Genomic DNA, 17,083 nt, shown 5'->3' with positions numbered 1-17,083 from the left:
GCACACGATCCCCTCGGGCCCTGACACCCGGCGCGACCCCCGTGCGCCGGCCTCTCGCAGTGAAGGGATCACCGATGACCTCGACCGTGCCCCGGCGCCCGGCCCGCAAGGCCGGCGTCGACCTCCCGGTCCTCGGACTGGGCACCTGGCGGACGATCGACCGGGCCGGCCCGGACCGGCTGGCCGACCTGCTGGGGGCCGCCCGCACGGTCGGCGCCCGGCTGGTGGACACCGCCCCGGTCTACTCCGACGCGGAACCCCGGCTCGCGAAGCTGCTCCGCGAGGACCCGTCGTTCTTCGTCGCCACCAAGATCTGGGACACCGAACCGGAGGCCGTCGAAGCCGTCTTCGCCGGCCAGCTCGCGGCCTACGCGCGCACGTGCGTCGACCTCCTCCAGGTGCACAACCTCAACGGATGGCAGGCCAACCTGGCCTGGCTGGAGCGGCAGAAGGCGGCCCGGCGGGTCCGCTTCACCGGCGTCACCTACCAGTTCGACCACGCCTTCGGCATGGGCGGCACCCGGGCCGACCTCGCCCGGGTCATCGCCGCCGACCTGGTGGACTTCGTCCAGGTCAACATGAACGCGGCGGAGCCCACCCTGGCCGAGGACATCCTCCCGGCCGCCGCCGAGGCGGGCATCGGCGTGATCGTGATGCGGCCGTTCGGCGAAGGCGCGCTGCTGGCGGCGCCGCCCCCCGCCGCCTTCCTGCGCGAACTGGGCTGTACGAGCTGGCCCGAGGCGCTGCTGCGCTGGGTGCTCGCCCACCCCCAGGTCACCACCGTCCTGACGGCGACCTCCCGGCCGGAGCACTTCCTGGCCAACGCGGCGGCCGCCCGTTCGGGTCCGCTGGGCCCGGCGGAGGCGTCGGCCGTGGCCGACCACGCCCGGTCGGTCCTGGGGGCGAGGTCCGGGCGATGACCACGAACCGAACGGACGGCGGCCGGCCCGGTGAACGCGGCGGCCCCACGGGCGGGCACGGCGGCGAGAGCCTCACCGGCCGGATCAACCACCTCTTCTCGATCGCCGGATTCCGCGACCACAGCGGCCGCTGGCAGACGTTCGGCACCGGCGAGGTCGCCGACCTGATCAGCCGTTCCGAGGGCCGCTACGGTGTCCGGCTCTCCCGCAGCTACCTGGGCATGCTCCGGTCCGGGCGCTACACCAATCCCTCGATCGCCGTGGTGATCGCGCTCGTCCGCTTCGTCAACGGCCATCTCGTCGAGGGCCATCCGGAGATCACCGTCGACTGGCTCACCTCCGGCGCCACCACGGCCGCCTCCGGTGCACCGGCCGGCCCGCCCACGGCCGACCGGGCCGGACCGGCCGAGGGGCCCGGCACGCTCGCGGACCGGCAGGTGCAGCACATCGCGCTGCGCGCCGGCCGCATGACGCCCGAGCTGAGGGACCGGCTCATCGGGATCCTCGACACCATGGAAGGGACCCCGTGACCACCGGACGGCTGAGCACGATGCGCGACTGCCGCAGGTACGTCCGCTCCCTGCGGCTCGATCCGTACTCCTCCGCGCACGAGCTGTGCGACCAGATCAGCTCGGCACGCGGCAGGCCGATCCGGGTGATCGAGGCGCGGCTGCCGGTCCCCGGCCCGATGGGGGTCTGGGTCTGCCGGACCGACGACGACGTGGTGATCGTTCAGGACCTGGCCGTCGGCGTCCACCGCGACCACATCGTGCTGCACGAACTCGCCCACATCCTGTGCGAGCACGAGGGCGAGCGGTACCGGCACGACGAACCGGCACTGTCCGCGCTCGACGGCCTCCCCGAGGGGGGCGCCGTGGTCAGGTTCCGCTCGGTCCACGGCTCGGCGGCCGAGCGCGAGGCCGAACTGCTGGCCGCCGCGTTCGCCGAGTTCGCGATCGACGACCGGGCCGAGGCGAAGGTTTCCTGGGACGTGCAGCGGTACTTCGGCGGGGCGTGAGGGGGCATGGTCACCCGGCTCCAGTCCCTGCTGTCCGCATTCCTCTGCCTGGCGCTGCTCGCGAAGATGGTGGCACTGCGGTTCGGCTCCCGGCCGACCCCGCAGGCCCCCCTCCTGCTGACCGCGCTGGGCAGCTTCACCGTCGCCGCGCTCGTGGGCATCCCCGCGGTCCGCGCGCGGCTCCCGATCGCGACCGTGCCCGGGGTCGCCTCCATCATCATGGACACCGGCGTGTCGGTGAGCCTGGCCCTGCTGGCCACCTACTTGTGGACGCCGCTGCGGCGCGGCGACCCGGTGCCGTGGTGGCGAGGTCGGCTCTTCCTGACCGCGTTGGCGGTGAGCGGGCTGCTCGCCGCCCTGATGGCATCGACCCCGCGGTCCCTGCGCACCGATCCGCTGCAGAACCAGTACACCGGGGACTGGCGGATCGCCGGCGTCTACGTGATCGGGAACCTGTTCTTCCTGATGTGCTCCGGGGCCTCGGCGATCGCCTGCGCCCGGATCGTCCGGATGGTGCGCGGCCACATCGCCGTCGGGGTCGCGGTGGGGGCCGTCGGGATGGTGGCCTACGCGGTCACCTGTGTGAACCGGCTGTTCCTCGTGGCCGGTCAATCCAGTCTGGCAGGCGACTGGTTCACCTGGTACAGCGTGCTGAACTTCGTCTTCACCGAGGCCGCGGTCCTGGCCAGCGTGCTCGGCCTGCACTTCACCCCCGTCTGGCGGATCACGGTGGGCTGCTGGCGGCTCTTCGACGACCTGCGGGTCTTCCTCCTGCTCGGACCGGCGTGGCGGCGGCTGACCGCGCTCCACCCGGACGTGGTGCTGCCCGGGGAACCCGGCCCCCGCGGCCTGCGGGACCGGCTGGACCCCTCGTACCGCAGGTACCGGCGGGAGATCGAGTGCCAGGACGCCCTGCTGCTGACCGGCGCCCGCCCGGCCGGGCGGCCCGCTGGGCCGCCGCAGGCGCACCGCCGGTCCGGGGGAGCGGGACTCCCGGGCGGCCCTCGCCCGACCGGCGTCGAGGAGCTCGTTCACGCTGCTTCGTGACGGGCGGAGTCCAGGGCGGCGAGTTCCTCCCCGGACAGCCGCAGGGAGCCGGCGGCCACGTTCTGGGCGAGGTGGCCGGGGTCGCCGGTGCCGGGGATGGCCAGGACGTGGGGACCCTGGTGCAGGGTCCAGGCCAGCCGGATCTGGGCTGCGCTCACGCCGTGGGCGCGGGCGACGGCGTGCACCTCGCCGCTGTCCTCGGTGGTCGCCCCGGCCGTGCGTCCGGTGCCGGCGATCGAGTAGAACGGCACGAACGCGATGCGCTGTTCACCGCAGAGGTCCAGGAGCTCCGCCTGCTGCGGTGACGCGCCGATGCCGTACATGTTCTGGACGCAGACCACGGGTGCGATGGTCCGGGCCTCGGCGAGGTGGTGGGCGTGGACGTTGGACAGGCCCAGGTGACGGATGAGCCCGGCCTCGCGCAGTTCGGCGAGTGCGCCGAAGCGTTCGGCGATCGAGTCGGTGCCGACGATGCGCAGGTTCACCACGTCGAGGTGGTCGCGGCCGAGCTGGCGCAGGTTCTCCTCGACCTGGCCGCGCAGCTGCCCGGGGGTGGCGTGCGGCAGCCACTGGCCCGAGGGATCGCGGCCGGGGCCGACCTTGGTGGTGATGACGAGGTCTTCCGGGTAAGGGGCCAGTGCCCGGCTGATCAGCTCGTTGGCGGAGCGCAGGGGCGAGAAGTAGAACGCGGCGGTGTCGATGTGGTTCACGCCGAGCTCGACCGAGCGGCGCAGTACCGCCACCGCCCGGTCGCGGTCGCGCGGGACGGCATCGGCCGCGAACGCCTCGCCGGTCTGGGGGAGGCGCATCGCGCCGAAACCGATCCGGTTGACGGTGCGGTCTCCGAGCGTCCAGGTGCCCGACGCCGCCGCGTCGATCGTCTGTGTGGTCATGGCGGGATGATCTCCACCCGATAGGCTGGCACGCCATTGATTCACACATGTCTGAATCCACTGGGGGCGGTCGTCTTGGCGGAGCTGGCGTTCTCGGCGAGCGATCTGGCGCAGGTGCGGTTCGCCGTATCGCCGATGTGGGAGGTGGCGCCCGGCTTCCGACTGCTGCGGTCCGCCGCGGCGCATCCGCTCCACCGGTCCTGGGCCGACCAGGTACGTCCGCGGCTGGTGGCCGCCGGGCTCGACCGCGGCTGGCTCTCGGAGTTGATCCCGCCCACCGGATACGTCCCGGACTTCCTCAACCCGGCCCCCGCCGGGCCGGCTCCCGCACCGGAGGCGGAGTGGGAGGCGATCCGGGCCTCGTCCGCCGACCGGGTGCGCCAGGACCTCGATCACCTGGCCCGCCATCAGGGCGGCCTCGGCCCCCGGCTGCGGATGCTGCACGCCGATCCGCAGACCCGCATGGTCAAGGTCACCGACGAGCTCGAGACGTACTGGGAGCTGGCACTGGCCCCGTACTGGGCGCGGATCCGTACGATGCTGGACGCCGACGTCTTCCACCGGGCCCGCACGGTCGCCGAGCACGGCGCGCGCCGCCTCTTCAACGATCTGCACGCCTCGCTGGTCTGGGACGACAACGGGCTGCGGATGGCGCACCGCAAGCAGCCGCTGACCCGCGAGACGGCGGGCACCGGGCTGCTGCTGATCCCCTCGGCCTTCACCGGCCCGGGCCTGCGCACCCGTACGACACCGCCGGATCCACCCCAGCTCGCCTATCAGGCGCGCGGTGTCGGCTCCTTGTGGCAGGCGCGGCACGCCGCCCCGGGCGACGCCCTCGTGGCCGTACTCGGCCGCTCGCGGACCCTGTTGCTGACCGAACTGGAGACGCCGGCCTCCACCACACAGCTGGCCCGGCGCACCGGGCTCTCCACCGCCGGGGTCTCGCAGTACCTCACCGCACTGCGCGACGCGGGCCTGGTCAGCGCCCACCGCGCCGGCCGCTCCGTCCTCTACACCCGCACCGCCGCGGCCGAGACCCTCCTCAACGCCGCGCCCACCTGACACGAGACCGGCCCCGAAGGGCTTGCCCGAGTGAACGCCGTGGTCATCGCACGCGCCGGAGTGCCGTAGAGTCAGGTTTACCGACGCGGGGTGGAGCAGCTCGGTAGCTCGCTGGGCTCATAACCCAGAGGTCGCAGGTTCAAATCCTGTCCCCGCTACTGCTGGAAGAGGCCCGGATCCCATGGATCCGGGCCTCTTCCGCGTCCGACAAGATCCGAAAGAGACGGCCTAAGCTCGTATGGGCGAGGACCTGCGCCCGGCTGCGGCCCAGCAGACGCGCCAGTCCGTCGCCGGCGCCCTCACGCCGTTCCCACAGGGCGAGTGCTTCGGCGCCCGGACGGCCCTGTGGGCCGGGGCCCTGGGCGAACTCCTCGCCGTGCTTCCGCTCCTCCTCTCGCCGCTGCGGAGCGCACGTGAAGTCCCCAGGTAGCGTCGGCCCCATGCGCTACCACCACGTCGACGTCTTCACCGGCCACCCCTACAGCGGCAACAGCCTGGCGGTGTTCCCCGAAGCCGATGCGCTGACCGGCGCGCAGATGCAGACCATCACCCGGGAACTGCGGCACTTCGAATCCGTCTTCCTGATCCGCGACGGCGCGGCGGAACGCACCCGGCGGGCGCGGGTCTTCGACCTCACCGAGGAGCTGGACTTCGCCGGTCACCCCCTCATCGGCGCCGCCGCCGTCCTGCACGCCCTCCACGGGACCGCGGAGCACGAGGCCTGGACCCTGCACCTGCCGGCCCGGACGGTGGAGGTCTCCACAGAACGCCGCGGCCCGGGCCGGTACGCGAGCCTCCTCGACCAGGGCGCCGCCGAGTTCCTCGGCCGCCCCGACCCGCACGGCCTCGCCGCCCTGTTCGCCCTCGAACCGGCCGACCTGGACCCCGCCCTGCCCCCGGAGATCGTCTCCACCGGGCTGCGCTACCTGGTGCTCCCCGTACGCGGCGACGCACTGGCCCGCGCCCGCATCACCGCGCCGCTCGACGAGCCGCTGGCCCGCCTCGGCGCCCGGTTCGCCTACCTCCTCGACGCCGCCGCCCTGGAGGGCCGGCACTGGAACAACGACGGAATCGTCGAGGACGTGGCCACCGGCAGCGGTGCGGGCTGCGCCGCCGCCTACCTGCGCCGCCACGGCCGCATCGGCGCCGGGGAACGGACCCTCCTGCACCAGGGCCGCTTCACCGGGCGCCCCAGCGAGATGACCGTCAGCGCGGACGGCCACGGCCGGGACATCCGCTCCGTGCGCGTCGGCGGCAGCGTCGTCCTCGTCGCGGAGGGGCGCCTCCACGAGCTCCCGCCGGGGCCGGTGGCTCGGTAGTCACCGAACATGCGGGTGCCGCACGGGGAGGATTCCGTCAGGGCGACCGGCCCCCAGGAGGACCGGCCCCTCAGGCGGACCGGTCCCTCAGGAGGCCTCGTCCGTCAGGAGGACTGGTCCGTCAGGATCGCCGGGTCCGACAGGCCGGCCGCGCCCGTCTCCACCTTGCCGGCGAAGCGCCGCAGGAAGCCCGGGGTCCCGGACGCGGTGACCGTCACGTCGTACCAGCGCCGCGTGTTCTTCAGCGGGACGCTGTACGTCACGGTCGCGCCCCTGGCGACCGTCAGGCGCTTCGGTCCGCCACCGTAGGCGTTGGTGAGCGTCAGCGCGGCGGTGGACCCTCCGGCGTTGGTGAGGGTGAGGTCCAGGTTCCCGGTGGTGGCGTTGTGGCGGGCGGTGACCTCGGGGCCGGCGGTGGTGCCGGGGTTGCGGAAGCCGCGCAGGAAGCCGTTGGGGCCGTGCACGGTCAGGTCGGTGGCCCCGGCAGAGTAGCGGGTGTTCCAGGTGTCCGTGATCGACTTGCCGGCTTCGGTGGTGTACGTCCAGGGGGCGTCGGTGCGGTTGCCGGAGGTGACGTAGAACTGCGCGCCCAGAGCGGGGCCGCCGCTGAACGTCAGCCGGAACGTGCCCTCCGCGACCAGCGCCGAGCCGTCCACGTACGGGGCGTACTTCAGCGCACGGGTCTGGCGCAGGCCCTTCTCCTGGCGAGGCATGACGCCCTTGGCCGGCGGGGTGGCCCGGAAGTCCGGGTGCCGCTCGCGGTCCGGCGGGAACCAGGCGCCGGTGTCGGGCAGCGGGGCCGTGCCGGAGTCCTTGCGGGCGAAGTCGAAGGCGGAGGTGAGGTCGCCGCAGACGGCACGGCGCCAGGGCGAGATGTTGGGCTCCCGCACGCCGAACCGCTGCTCCATGAAGCGGATCACCGAGGTGTGGTCGAAGGTCTCCGAGCAGGAGTAGCCCCCGGTGCTCCACGGGGAGACCACGAGCATCGGCACGCGCGGGCCCAGCCCGTACGGCCCCGCGACGTATCCGGCCTTGCCGGGGAAGACGTCCAGGGAGGTGGGCGTGGTCGAAAGGCCCTGCGCGGCACTGGCGGGGGCGTAGGGCGGGACGACGTGGTCGAAGAAGCCGTCGTTCTCGTCGTACGTGATGAACAGCGCGGTACGGGCCCACACGTCGGGGTCGGAGGTGAGGGCGTCCAGCACCTGGGCGATGTACCAGGCGCCGTAGTTCGAGGGCCAGTTGGCGTGTTCGCTGAACGCCTCGGGGGCGGCTATCCAGGAGACCTGGGGCAGCGTGCCCGCGGCGACGTCGGCGCGCAGCCGGTCGAAGTACCCCTCGCCGGCCTTGGCGTCCGTACCGGTGCGGGCCTTGTCGTACAGCGGGTCGCCGGGCTTCGCGCCGCGGTAGCTGTCGAAGTAGAGGAGGGAGTTGTCGCCGTAGTTGCCGCGGTAGGCGTCGTTGATCCAGCCCCAGGAGCCGACGGCGTCGAGTCCGTCGCCGATGTCCTGGTAGACCTTCCAGGAGATTCCGGCGGCCTCCAGGCGCTCGGGGTAGGTGGTCCAGCCGTAGCCGGCCTCGGCGTTGTTGAGGACCGGACCGCCGCCCTTGCCGTCGTTGCCGGTGTGGCCCGACCAGAGGTAGTAGCGGTTGGGGTCGGTGGAGCCGATGAAGGAGCAGTGGTAGGCGTCGCAGACGGTGAACGCGTCGGCCAGGGCGTAGTGGAAGGGGATGTCCTGGCGCGTCAGGTGGGCCATGGTCGTGGGCGTCTTGGCGGGCACCCAGTTGTCGTACCTGCCCTGGTTGAAGGCGCTCTGGCCGCCCGCCCAGTCGTGGTTGAGGCCCTGGAGGAACTCCATGCCGAGGTCCTCGGACGGCGGCCGGAAGGGCAGGATCTCCTTCGTGCCGTCGGACTGGTGCCAGACGGACTTGCCGCTGGGCAGGGTCACCGGGCGCGGGTCGCCGAAGCCGCGGACTCCGCGCAGCGCGCCGAAGTAGTGGTCGAAGGAGCGGTTCTCCTGCATGAGCACCACGATGTGCTCGACGTCGGCGATGGAGCCGGTGGCCCCCTGCGCGGGGATGGCGGCGGCGCGCGCGATGCTCTCTCCCAGCATCGTGAGGGCGGTGGTGCCGCCGGCGAGCTGCAGGAAGCGGCGGCGGTTGAGTTCTGCCATGACGGGAACGACCTCTGCGTTTGAGGGGTGGTGGAGCACCCCCAGCACAGCGCGCCCGGGATGCCGGAGAGGGAGCCTGACGTGACGCCGGTGCGTACACCAGTCGAACGGCAGCCGGATTTCTGCCGGGTTCGGCCGGTTCTGGACGGTGCGGGGAAAAGCCTTGGACCGTGCGGGCGCCCGTGCGGGACACTCCGTCTCCTGACCTGACGGTCCGACAAGGCAGGGTTGGGATGGAATCGCCCGAATCGCGCGACAGTTCATCGAATGACAGTCCACGGAACGGAAGTTCGCCGAACGACAGTTCACGGCGCGGGAGTCCGGTGTTCCTCGCGCTCCGCTACTACGGACGGGAGCTGGTCCGCCTCAAGTGGCTGACGGCGCCCGCGATGCTGCTCCCCGCGCTGGGCAACATCGGCATCCACTACATCGCGCCGCTGGTCGTCGCGAAGCTCGTCGGCCGGATCGCCGGGGGCGGCGAAGGCGGCGGAGCCCTCGCCTGGACGATGCCCTACGTCCTCGCCTTCGCCGGGGTGCTGCTGCTCGCGGAGACGGCGTGGCGCATCGGACTGCACTGCCTCAACCGCCTCGACGCCCGCGGCATCGAGCAGCTGTACGTGACCGGCATGGACGAGCTGTTCGCCAAGGACGCCGCGTTCTTCCACGACAACTTCGCCGGATCGCTGACCAAGCGGGTCCTGAGCTTCGCCTCCCGCTTCGAGGAGTTCGTCGACACGCTGACCTTCTCGGTCATGGGCAGCTTCGTGCCCCTGGTGTTCGCCTCGGTGGTGCTGTGGCAGTACGACCCGCTGCTCGTCGTGGGGCTCCTGACGATGATCGCGGTCACGGGGCTGTGCGTGGCACCGCTGATCCGTCGCCGGCAGGCGCTCGTGGCCCAGCGGGAGGAGGCGATCGCCCGGGTGTCGGGGCACGTGGCGGACAGTCTGATGAACATGGACACGGTCAGGGCGTTCGCCGCCGAGTCGCGCGAGGCCGCCGAACACCGCTCCCGCGTCGCGGAGTCGCGCCGGCTCACGCTGCGTTCGTGGGACTACGGCAACCTGCGCATCGACACGCTGGTCGCGCCGATGTCCGTACTGACCAACGTGCTGGGCCTGATGCTCGCCATCGTGCTCGGCGGGGGAGCGCACGGCGTGGAGGCGGTCATCGTGGCCTTCACCTACTACGCCAACGCGACACGGATCATGTTCGAGTTCAACCAGATCTACCGCCGCCTGGAGAGCTCGATGACGGAGGCCGCGCAGTTCACCGAACTGCTGCTGACCCCGCCGACCGTGCTCGACCCGGTGGAGCCGGAGCCGCTGCGGTCGCGCGCCGCCGACGTGCGGTTCGAGCGGGTGACCTTCGCCCACGAGGGCGCGACCCCGCTCTTCGACGGCCTGGACCTGTCCGTGCCCAGCGGATCGAAGATCGGCCTCGTCGGCCGCTCGGGCGGGGGCAAGACCACGCTCACCCGGCTGCTGCTGCGGATGACGGACATCGGCGCCGGCCGGATCCTGATCGGCGGGCAGGACATCAGCAGGCTCAGCCAGGCCGACCTGCGCAGCCTGATCGCCTACGTGCCTCAGGACCCGGCGATGTTCCACCGCACGCTGCGGGACAACATCGCGTTCGCCCGCCCCGACGCCACCGACGCCGAGATCCGCCGCGCGGCCGAGGCGGCGCACGTCACGGAGTTCGCCGACGCGCTCGCCGAGGGCTTCGACACCATGGTGGGCGAGCGCGGGGTGAAGCTGTCCGGCGGACAGCGCCAGCGGGTCGCCCTCGCCAGGGCGATCCTGCGCGACGCGCCGATCCTGCTGCTCGACGAGGCGACCAGCGCCCTGGACTCCGAGAGCGAGATCCTGGTCCAGGACGCGCTGTGGCGGCTCATGGCCGGGCGGACGGCGCTCGTGGTGGCGCACCGGCTCAGTACGGTCGCCACCATGGACCAGCTCGTCGTCCTCGATCGCGGACACATCATCGAGCAGGGCACGCACCGGCAACTCCTCGCCGCGGAAGGCGCCTACGCGAAGCTGTGGCAGCACCAGTCGGGCGGCTTCTTCGACGACTCCGCCGCGGGGGCCGACGTGCGCTGAACCGGGCCCGGTCAGTACTCCGCCGTCATGGCGAGCTGGCGCTCGCGGTCCTGTCTGAGCAGCTGCGGGATGGCGCCGCTCGGGGCCACGCCCAGTTCCGAGAACAGCAGCTCCCGGTAACGGCGGTAGCGGCGGTGCGCATCGGCCACCTCGCCGACCCAGAGGCACGACTGGACGGCTATGCGCCGGGGTCCCTCCCGCAGCGGGTCGGCCTGGGCGGCCGCGTCGGCCAGTTCCAGGACCGCGGAGTGCTGGCGCCGTTGCAGGAACTTCTCGGCGAGGTGCTCCAGCGTCTGGACGCGCTGCAGTTCCCACTTCTCCTGGAACGGCGCGAGCCAGTCGTGGTCCCAGCCGTACAGCAGGGGGTGGCGCAGCACGCTCCACGCGTGCGGCAGCTGGTCGTCGCTCACTGCCGCCGGACCCGCCCCGGAGACGGTCGAGATCAGCCTCGCCGCCGTCCGGTAGTCCACCTCGACGTGGTCGGCGAGGGAGACGGTGGTGTGCGAGGCGTGCAACAGCCCGCCGGCCGTCGCCTGGTTCAGGCGCCACAGCGTCTGGCGTAATCGCGTCGCGGCACGATCGGGCGCGACGTCCGGCCAGAGCCGCGCCGCGAGGTCGCCGCGCCGCATCGGACGGTCGCTGAGCACCAGGGCCGCGACGAGCCGCTGCTGGATGTCGCTGAGTTCGGCGACCCTCTGATCCGTGCGGCAGACGAAGTCTGGCAGGAGCGATATGTGCACGAGACCGAAGCCGATGGGATTCATCGCACCTCTCGGGTCGTCCGGCGGGCCGTCGGCCGCCGGCTGGGCGTGTCAAGGGTCTCCGCTGCCGATTTCCACGTTCGCTTCACATGAGCTTCACAACAGCCGTGGAATGAGGGTGAGGCACGGTATGGAGATCGTCAACCACCCGCGGACAGCAGGTTCCTGGCCCCCCGATCCGGGCCCGGACGCGTGGTCGCCCGCGCGCGTATGTCGCCGCCGCTCCCTTGCCGCAACCCACATTCGTGGGGTTGTCTCACCGATCCGGCACGCGCAGTCTCGGTGGCGTCCCCGTATCGATCGTGACAGCGAAAGGGTGGAAACATGACCTTCAACGCACTGGAGTCCCTGCGTGCCGCCGGCGTTCTCGGCGGCACGATGGCGCCCGCCCTCGAAGAGTTCTACGCCAGCCTGACCCCCGAGGAGACCAAGGTCCTCATTTCGACCAAGACTCGCCTTGCGGCGATCCTCCCCGACGTGGTCGCGCACTCCCAGGACTGGTCCTCGCCCGAGGCCACCAAGGAGGGCTTCGACGCCGCCATGCTCTGTGCCTGCGGCCTCTGGTCGGGCTCCGGCCAGGCCGAGAACTGACAGTTCACAGGCGGGGTCCGACGGCAGCCACCGCGTCGGGCCGCGCCTGTGCCAGCCCAGAGAGGAGCGGGATGCGCGGGAATCTGGTCCGGAACCTGGCGTTGTTCGAGGTGCCGAACGACCTGACGTACTTTGTGCACGACGAGGACCACCTCGTGGTCAACCCGGAGGTGGCCGCCCGGTGCGTCCTTTCCGGACGTGAGTTCCGGGTCCTCCAGACCCTGGCGGCCGCGCAGGCCCGGGGGGAGCGGGCGGCCCTGGAGGCGGACGCGGAGACGGAGCGCGTCCTCGCCAAGCTCATCCTGAACTGGATCGTGTACTTCAACGGCAACAGGCCCCAGGTCAGGCTCGGTGAACCGCCCCTGCGCATCGCGTACTACGCCATCACCGACGGCTGCAACCTGCGCTGCCCCTACTGCTACGCCTCGTCCGAGAAGTGCCTTCCGGGCGAGCTCTCCACCGCCGAGTCGCTGGATCTCGTCTCGCAGATCGCCGAGTTCGGCAGCGAGACCATCGTCTTCACCGGCGGCGAGCCGATGCTGCGCAAGGACCTGTTCCAGATCGTCGAGCACGCCAATCGCGGCGGCCTGAAGTCCAACATCATCACCAACGCGACGATGATCCGGACCGAGGCGACGGCGAAGCGGTTCGCCGAGCTGTTCAACATGGTCACGGTGAGCCTCGACGGCGGCACGGCCGAGACGCACGACCGCACCCGCGGCAAGGGCGCGTTCGCCAAGACCCGCAAGGCGATCCAGCTGCTCAACGCGGCCGGCGTGAAGCCCGCCATCAACCACATCGTCACCTCCGAGAACGTAGAGGAACTGGAGGACTTCGCGTCCTTCCTCGACGGGATCGAGATCCACAGCGTCCGCCTGATGAACCACAACGACCTGGGTCGGGGCGCCGGGGACGACTACGACTTCGGCTGGCAGGACCACCTGCGGGTGCAGGAGCTCGTCTGGACCTCGCCGGTCGCCGGCAAGTTCAAGCCGGACGGGCCGAGGCCGGTGACCCCGTGCTCGGTCAAGGGCAACTGCGGCATGGGCGGCAACGAGATCTACGTCAACTCCCTCGGTGACATGTACCCGTGCAAGCTCGTCACGGGCAAGGGCGAGTACGCCGGCAACATCAGGAAGCAGCGGCTGTCCGAGATCTTCGCCAGCCCGGTCCTGACCTCCATGCGCAAGAGCACCGTGTACGGCGGGGAGTTCCACGCCGACTGCGAGAAGTGCTACATCAAGGCCAACTGCGGCGGCGGCTGCCGGGCCGCGCACATGTCGGAGTCCGGGGACCTGCGGCGCAACAGCCGCCACCTGTGCCGGATCCTGCGCCACGGCATCACCACGCAGCTGTGGACCGAGACCGGGGTGACCCGCGCGGAACTGGCCGCGGGCGGCGTCGACATGACCGTCCCCCGCATGGTCGCCACCGGCGAGGTGCACGTGGCCCACGACCAGTGGAAGACCTGGTCCCGCACGCCCGAGCCCGCGATCAAGGTCGGTGAACTGATTCCCATCATGCCGGTGAACAGGAGGCTGGGCGATGTCCCTGCACATCAGTGACGCGGTCATCTGGCAGGAGACCCCGGACGGCATCTCGCTCTACCACAGCGAGTCCGGGGACTTCCGCACCTTGAACGCGACCGCCGCCCAGATCTGGGCGCTCGTGGAGAGCGACGGGGACCGGGAGACGGTCATCAAGAACCTGTCCCTCCTCTTCGCGGGCCACAACGCCGTTCTGACGGCACGCATCCGCGCGGAAGTGGACGCGTTCATCAGCTCCATGGTCGAGGCCGATCTGCTCCAGGAGACGGAAAACCCGCGCCCATGACCAAGGCCGTCGTCCTCGGCGGGGGCTTCGCCGGCGTACTGGTGGCCAGGGTGCTCGCCGGCCACGCCGACGAGGTCACCGTGGTCGAAGGCGGCCGGTACCCGGTGGGCCCCGCGGCCCGGCCGGGGCTGCCGCAGGCCTTCCACAGCCATGTGCTCGTGACCGCCGGCGCCGAAGCCCTGGAGACGCTGCTCCCGGGCACCCTGGACACGCTCCTGGACCGGGGCGCGCACCGCCGGGGCCTGCCGGACGGCGCCCTGATCCTGAGCGCGGACGGCTGGTTCCGCCGCCACGAGACCGGCGCCTTCCTGGTCTCGTGCAGCCGCTGGCTCATGGACCACGTCATCCGGCAGCGGGCCCTGTCCGACGGCGCGGTGTCGGTGCGGGAGGGCACCCGGGTCCTCGGACTCGCCGGGGACGCCGCGCGGGTCACCGGAGTCGTGGTCGCGGGCCGGGACGGCGCCGCCGAGACCATCCGCGCGGACATCGTGGTGGACGCGACCGGGCGGCGCTCGCGGGCCGGCCGGTGGCTGGCCGCGCTCGGTGCGGCCGGCGTCGCGGAGGAGGTGGTCGACCCGGGCCTGGCGTACTCCACCCGGATCTACCGGGCGCCCGCCCAGCTCGCCGCCGAGATCCCGGCGATCATGCTGCACCCGCGCCCGGAGAACGGACTGCCGGGGTACGGGGCCACGCTGCTGCCCGTGGAGGACGGCCGGTGGATCGTCACGCTGACCGGTACGCGCGCCGCCACGCCGCCGGCCGACGAGCAGGGATTCACCGAATGCGCCCACGCGCTGCGCTCACCGGTCGTCGCGGAGCTGCTGGCCGCGGCCAAACCCCTCGGCGGCGTCCGGCCGTACCGGGCCACCGCGAACCGCCGGAGGTACTACGAACGGGGGCCCCGGCCCGAGGGGTTCCTGGTCGTCGGCGACGCGCTGACCGCGGTCAATCCGGTCTACTCGCACGGGATGTCCGTAGCCCTGCTCAGCGCCGTACGGCTGGACCTCGAGCTGGCCCGGCACGGCGCCGGGCCCGCGGCCCTTCCCGCGCTCCAGGCCGCCGTGGCGGAAGTGGCCTCCACGTCATGGCGGATGGCGACCGAACAGGACCGGGCGCGGCCCGGCACGCAGCCGCCCGCGTCCGCCTCGGCGCACCGGATGCGGGCCAGGATGTCCCGGGCCGTGCTCACCAGCCCGCCGCTGATGACACGGCTCTTCCGGTCCCAGACGCTGGTCCCCGTACCGCCCTCGGCGGCGCCCGCGGACCCGTCCCTCCCGCGCGGGCCGTCCGCCGCCGCCGATCCGCCGTCCGGCACCGACGAGGCGGTCGCGCAGTTCCCCGGGCTCGCCGAGTGGTGGTTCTCCGGGGGCCGGAGCCACCCATCCATCCGGGAAGAGAGCCGTGACGACTGACTCCGTACCGCTGGAATCCGATCCGTCGGGATCCGATCCGTCGGGATCCGAACCGCCGGGATCCGAACCGCCGGGATCCGTACCGCTGATCCCGCACTCCGTCCTGTTCGGGAACCCCACGTACCTCGTCCCCGAGATCTCACCGGACGGGACCCGGCTGCTCTACCTGGCACCGGACGAGGGCGTGCTGAACGTGTGGACGGCGCCGGTGGACCGGCCGCAGGAGGCCACGGTCGTGACGCACGACCGGGGGCGCGGCATCCGGACGTACGGCCTGTGCCACGACGACCGCACCCTGTTCTACCTGCGCGACGAGAACGGCGACGAGAGCTGGCGGGTGCACCTCGTCGACCTCGTCTCCGGCGAGGAGCGCTGTGCCACGCCCTTCGACGGGGTCCAGGCACGCGTGCTGGCGCACAACCGGTGGCACCCGACCACCCTCCTGATCGGGCTGAACCGGAACCGGCCCCAGCTGCACGACGTGTACGCCCTGGACCTGGTGACGGGCGGGCTCACCGAGGTCGCCGAGAACCCCGGGTACCTGAGCTGGATCATCGACACCGATCTGCGGGTCCGCGGCGGCACGGCGATGAAGCCCGACGGCGGCGTGGCCGTCTTCCTGGACCCGCCGCAGGAGCAGGAGCAGGAGCAGGAGCAGGAGCAGGAGCGGCATCCGGAGCCGGACGGGGCGCCGCCCTGGCTGGACGTCCCGTACGAGGACGCCGTGGGCACGCGGGTCATCGGCTTCTCGCGCGACGGCGCCACCTGCTACCTGCTCTCCTCCATCGGGGCCAATGCCAGCCGCCTGTTCGAGGTGGACGTCGCGACCGGCCGGCGGACCCTGCTCGCCGAGGATCCGGTCCACGACGTCAAACAGGTCGAGATGGACCCGGTGACCCGCAGGCCGCAGGCGGTGCTGTTCGCCAAGGACCGCGACGAACGGGTCTTCCTCGACGAGGAGTTCGGCAAGGACATCGGGCGGATCCGCGGCGAGCTCGCGCTCCGCTCGGTGGACGGCGAGCTCTACGTCGACCGCACCGACCGCTCGGGACGGCTGTGGACGGTCTCGGTGGTGACCGGAGCCGGTCCCGTCCTCTACTACGTCTACGACCGGTCGGACGGTACGCTGCGCTACCTCTTCAGCCACCAGACCGAGCTGGAGCGCTACCGGCTGGCGAGGATGGAGCCCTTCGAGTTCTCCGCGCGCGACGGGATCACGGTGCACGGTTACGTGACCTGGCCGCCCGGCGCCGTACGGCGGGGCCTGCCCGCGGTGGTCAACGTGCACGGCGGACCCTGGGCCCGGCACACCTTCGCCTTCGACGAAGAGGCACAGCTGCTGGCCAACCGCGGCTACGCCTGCGTGCAGGTCAACTTCCGCGGTTCGACGGGCTACGGCAAGCACTTCCGCAACCTCGGCGCCAAGCAGTGGGGCGCGGCGATGCAGACCGATCTGCTCGACGCGGTCGGCCACCTCGTCGCCGGCGGGGGGATCGACGCCTCGCGGGTCGCGATCATGGGCTGCTCGTACGGGGGGTACGCCGCGCTGGTCGGTGCGGCGTTCACCCCGGACGTGTTCACCTGCGCCATAGACCTCTGCGGTCCGTCGAACCTCCTGACGATGCTCGCCGCCGGGGCGCCCTACCGGACCCCGCTGCGGTCCTTCATGTACGCCCACGTCGGGGATCCGCAGACCGAGCGCGACATGCTGTGGGAGCGCTCTCCGCTGTCGCGGGTCGACGACATCCGCATACCGGTCCTGGTGGTCCAGGGCGCGAACGACGTCCGGGTCCCGCAGGAGGAGGCCGAGCAGATCGTCGCGGCGCTGGCGGCCAAGGGGCTCGCCCACGAGTACCTGCTCTTCCCCGACGAGGGCCACGGCCTGGCCAGGCCCGCCAACCGCCAGACCTACTACGCCGCGGTCGAACGGTTCCTGGCCGAGCACCTGGCGTGACGC

At 71.9% G+C, this 17,083-nt stretch carries 16 protein-coding genes and 1 tRNA gene; 14 read left to right on the top strand and 3 right to left on the bottom strand.

The genetic code is table 11. The features are described 5' to 3' along the window. The first annotated feature begins 74 nt into the window (after positions 1-74). Genes OG904_RS02510 through OG904_RS02495 form a run of 4 tightly spaced genes read left to right on the top strand, consistent with a single transcriptional unit; the run spans position 75 to position 2,985 of the window. Positions 75-920, top strand: coding sequence for an aldo/keto reductase (locus OG904_RS02510; RefSeq protein ID WP_405486888.1), 846 nt, complete (start codon positions 75-77; stop codon positions 918-920). Then, on the top strand, positions 917-1,450 hold the full coding sequence (locus OG904_RS02505) for a hypothetical protein (RefSeq protein WP_405486886.1): 534 nt from the start codon (positions 917-919) through the stop codon (positions 1,448-1,450). The genes OG904_RS02510 and OG904_RS02505 overlap by 4 nt, the downstream gene beginning before the upstream one ends. After that, complete coding sequence (locus OG904_RS02500) at positions 1,447-1,938, top strand: hypothetical protein (RefSeq protein ID WP_405486884.1); 492 nt, start codon at positions 1,447-1,449, stop codon at positions 1,936-1,938. The genes OG904_RS02505 and OG904_RS02500 overlap by 4 nt, the downstream gene beginning before the upstream one ends. A gap of 6 nt (positions 1,939-1,944) precedes the next feature. After that, entirely contained in the window at positions 1,945-2,985 is a 1,041-nt protein-coding gene (locus OG904_RS02495) for an MAB_1171c family putative transporter (RefSeq protein WP_405486882.1), read from the top strand. Here the strand turns inward: OG904_RS02495 and OG904_RS02490 are convergent. Then, positions 2,970-3,878, bottom strand: a complete 909-nt coding sequence (locus tag OG904_RS02490) for an aldo/keto reductase (RefSeq protein WP_405486880.1) — start codon at positions 3,876-3,878, stop codon at positions 2,970-2,972. The two genes, OG904_RS02495 and OG904_RS02490, sit on opposite strands and share 16 nt — an antisense overlap. An 84-nt stretch (positions 3,879-3,962) precedes the next feature. On the opposite strand from OG904_RS02490, the gene OG904_RS02485 reads away from it, so the two are divergent. The 4 genes from OG904_RS02485 to OG904_RS02470 all read left to right on the top strand — a co-directional run bounded on the left by OG904_RS02485 (position 3,963) and on the right by OG904_RS02470 (position 6,259). Further along, positions 3,963-4,940 (top strand): ArsR/SmtB family transcription factor, encoded by a 978-nt coding sequence (locus OG904_RS02485; protein ID WP_405497710.1) that lies wholly within the window; start codon positions 3,963-3,965, stop codon positions 4,938-4,940. 84 nt (positions 4,941-5,024) lie between these two features. Continuing rightward, positions 5,025-5,098: transfer RNA gene (locus OG904_RS02480), tRNA-Met, on the top strand. An 80-nt stretch (positions 5,099-5,178) separates the two neighbouring features. Beyond that, a complete protein-coding gene (locus OG904_RS02475; protein WP_405486878.1) occupies positions 5,179-5,370 on the top strand; it encodes a hypothetical protein in 192 nt (63 codons plus the stop codon). Between the two features lie 10 nt (positions 5,371-5,380). Then, positions 5,381-6,259 (top strand): PhzF family phenazine biosynthesis protein, encoded by an 879-nt coding sequence (locus OG904_RS02470; protein ID WP_405486876.1) that lies wholly within the window; start codon positions 5,381-5,383, stop codon positions 6,257-6,259. 104 nt (positions 6,260-6,363) lie between these two features. Here OG904_RS02470 and OG904_RS02465 read toward each other — a convergent pair whose 3' ends face one another. Then, the gene (locus OG904_RS02465) at positions 6,364-8,430 is read right to left on the bottom strand and encodes a phosphocholine-specific phospholipase C (RefSeq protein WP_405486874.1); all 2,067 of its coding nucleotides are present in this window, start codon (positions 8,428-8,430) and stop codon (positions 6,364-6,366) included. Between the two features lie 323 nt (positions 8,431-8,753). On the opposite strand from OG904_RS02465, the gene OG904_RS02460 reads away from it, so the two are divergent. Next, positions 8,754-10,529, top strand: coding sequence for an ABC transporter ATP-binding protein (locus OG904_RS02460; RefSeq protein ID WP_405486872.1), 1,776 nt, complete (start codon positions 8,754-8,756; stop codon positions 10,527-10,529). Positions 10,530-10,540: 11 nt separating this feature from the next. On the opposite strand, the gene OG904_RS02455 is transcribed toward OG904_RS02460, so the two are convergent. Further along, the gene (locus OG904_RS02455; RefSeq protein WP_405486870.1) at positions 10,541-11,293 is read right to left on the bottom strand and encodes a BTAD domain-containing putative transcriptional regulator; all 753 of its coding nucleotides are present in this window, start codon (positions 11,291-11,293) and stop codon (positions 10,541-10,543) included. Positions 11,294-11,614: 321 nt separating this feature from the next. On the opposite strand from OG904_RS02455, the gene OG904_RS02450 reads away from it, so the two are divergent. The 5 genes from OG904_RS02450 to OG904_RS02430 all read left to right on the top strand — a co-directional run bounded on the left by OG904_RS02450 (position 11,615) and on the right by OG904_RS02430 (position 17,080). Further along, positions 11,615-11,881: a StsA-related sactipeptide RiPP gene (locus OG904_RS02450; protein WP_328301962.1), complete on the top strand. Its 267-nt coding sequence runs from the start codon at positions 11,615-11,617 to the stop codon at positions 11,879-11,881. A 71-nt stretch (positions 11,882-11,952) separates the two neighbouring features. Then, complete coding sequence (gene stsB / locus OG904_RS02445; RefSeq protein ID WP_405486868.1) at positions 11,953-13,446, top strand: StsB family radical SAM/SPASM domain sactipeptide maturase; 1,494 nt, start codon at positions 11,953-11,955, stop codon at positions 13,444-13,446. After that, complete coding sequence (locus tag OG904_RS02440) at positions 13,427-13,714, top strand: PqqD family protein (protein WP_405486866.1); 288 nt, start codon at positions 13,427-13,429, stop codon at positions 13,712-13,714. Before stsB ends, OG904_RS02440 begins: the two co-directional genes overlap by 20 nt. Then, entirely contained in the window at positions 13,711-15,126 is a 1,416-nt protein-coding gene (locus OG904_RS02435) for an NAD(P)/FAD-dependent oxidoreductase (protein WP_405486864.1), read from the top strand. The genes OG904_RS02440 and OG904_RS02435 overlap by 4 nt, the downstream gene beginning before the upstream one ends. Further along, entirely contained in the window at positions 15,116-17,080 is a 1,965-nt protein-coding gene (locus OG904_RS02430) for a prolyl oligopeptidase family serine peptidase (RefSeq protein ID WP_405486862.1), read from the top strand. Before OG904_RS02435 ends, OG904_RS02430 begins: the two co-directional genes overlap by 11 nt. Positions 17,081-17,083 lie beyond the last annotated feature (3 nt).

Source organism: Streptomyces sp. NBC_00096 (assembly GCF_045041305.1).
GTDB lineage: Bacteria > Actinomycetota > Actinomycetes > Streptomycetales > Streptomycetaceae > Streptomyces.
The sequence above is the reverse complement of the archived record's forward strand: the minus strand, read 5'-3'. Positions and strand labels throughout refer to the sequence as shown.

Excerpts from the sequence above, each read along its gene's own strand:
- OG904_RS02510 (WP_405486888.1), top strand. The coding sequence starts at position 75 with ATGACCTCGACCGTGCCCCGGCGCCCGGCCCGCAAGGCCGGCGTCGAC.
- OG904_RS02505 (WP_405486886.1), top strand. The coding sequence starts at position 917 with ATGACCACGAACCGAACGGACGGCGGCCGGCCCGGTGAACGCGGCGGC.
- OG904_RS02495 (WP_405486882.1), top strand. The coding sequence starts at position 1,945 with ATGGTCACCCGGCTCCAGTCCCTGCTGTCCGCATTCCTCTGCCTGGCG.
- OG904_RS02490 (WP_405486880.1), bottom strand. The coding sequence starts at position 3,878 with ATGACCACACAGACGATCGACGCGGCGGCGTCGGGCACCTGGACGCTC.
- OG904_RS02475 (WP_405486878.1), top strand. The coding sequence starts at position 5,179 with ATGGGCGAGGACCTGCGCCCGGCTGCGGCCCAGCAGACGCGCCAGTCC.
- OG904_RS02470 (WP_405486876.1), top strand. The coding sequence starts at position 5,381 with ATGCGCTACCACCACGTCGACGTCTTCACCGGCCACCCCTACAGCGGC.
- OG904_RS02465 (WP_405486874.1), bottom strand. The coding sequence starts at position 8,430 with ATGGCAGAACTCAACCGCCGCCGCTTCCTGCAGCTCGCCGGCGGCACC.
- OG904_RS02455 (WP_405486870.1), bottom strand. The coding sequence starts at position 11,293 with ATGAATCCCATCGGCTTCGGTCTCGTGCACATATCGCTCCTGCCAGAC.
- OG904_RS02450 (WP_328301962.1), top strand. The coding sequence starts at position 11,615 with ATGACCTTCAACGCACTGGAGTCCCTGCGTGCCGCCGGCGTTCTCGGC.
- stsB (WP_405486868.1), top strand. The coding sequence starts at position 11,953 with ATGCGCGGGAATCTGGTCCGGAACCTGGCGTTGTTCGAGGTGCCGAAC.
- OG904_RS02440 (WP_405486866.1), top strand. The coding sequence starts at position 13,427 with ATGTCCCTGCACATCAGTGACGCGGTCATCTGGCAGGAGACCCCGGAC.
- OG904_RS02435 (WP_405486864.1), top strand. The coding sequence starts at position 13,711 with ATGACCAAGGCCGTCGTCCTCGGCGGGGGCTTCGCCGGCGTACTGGTG.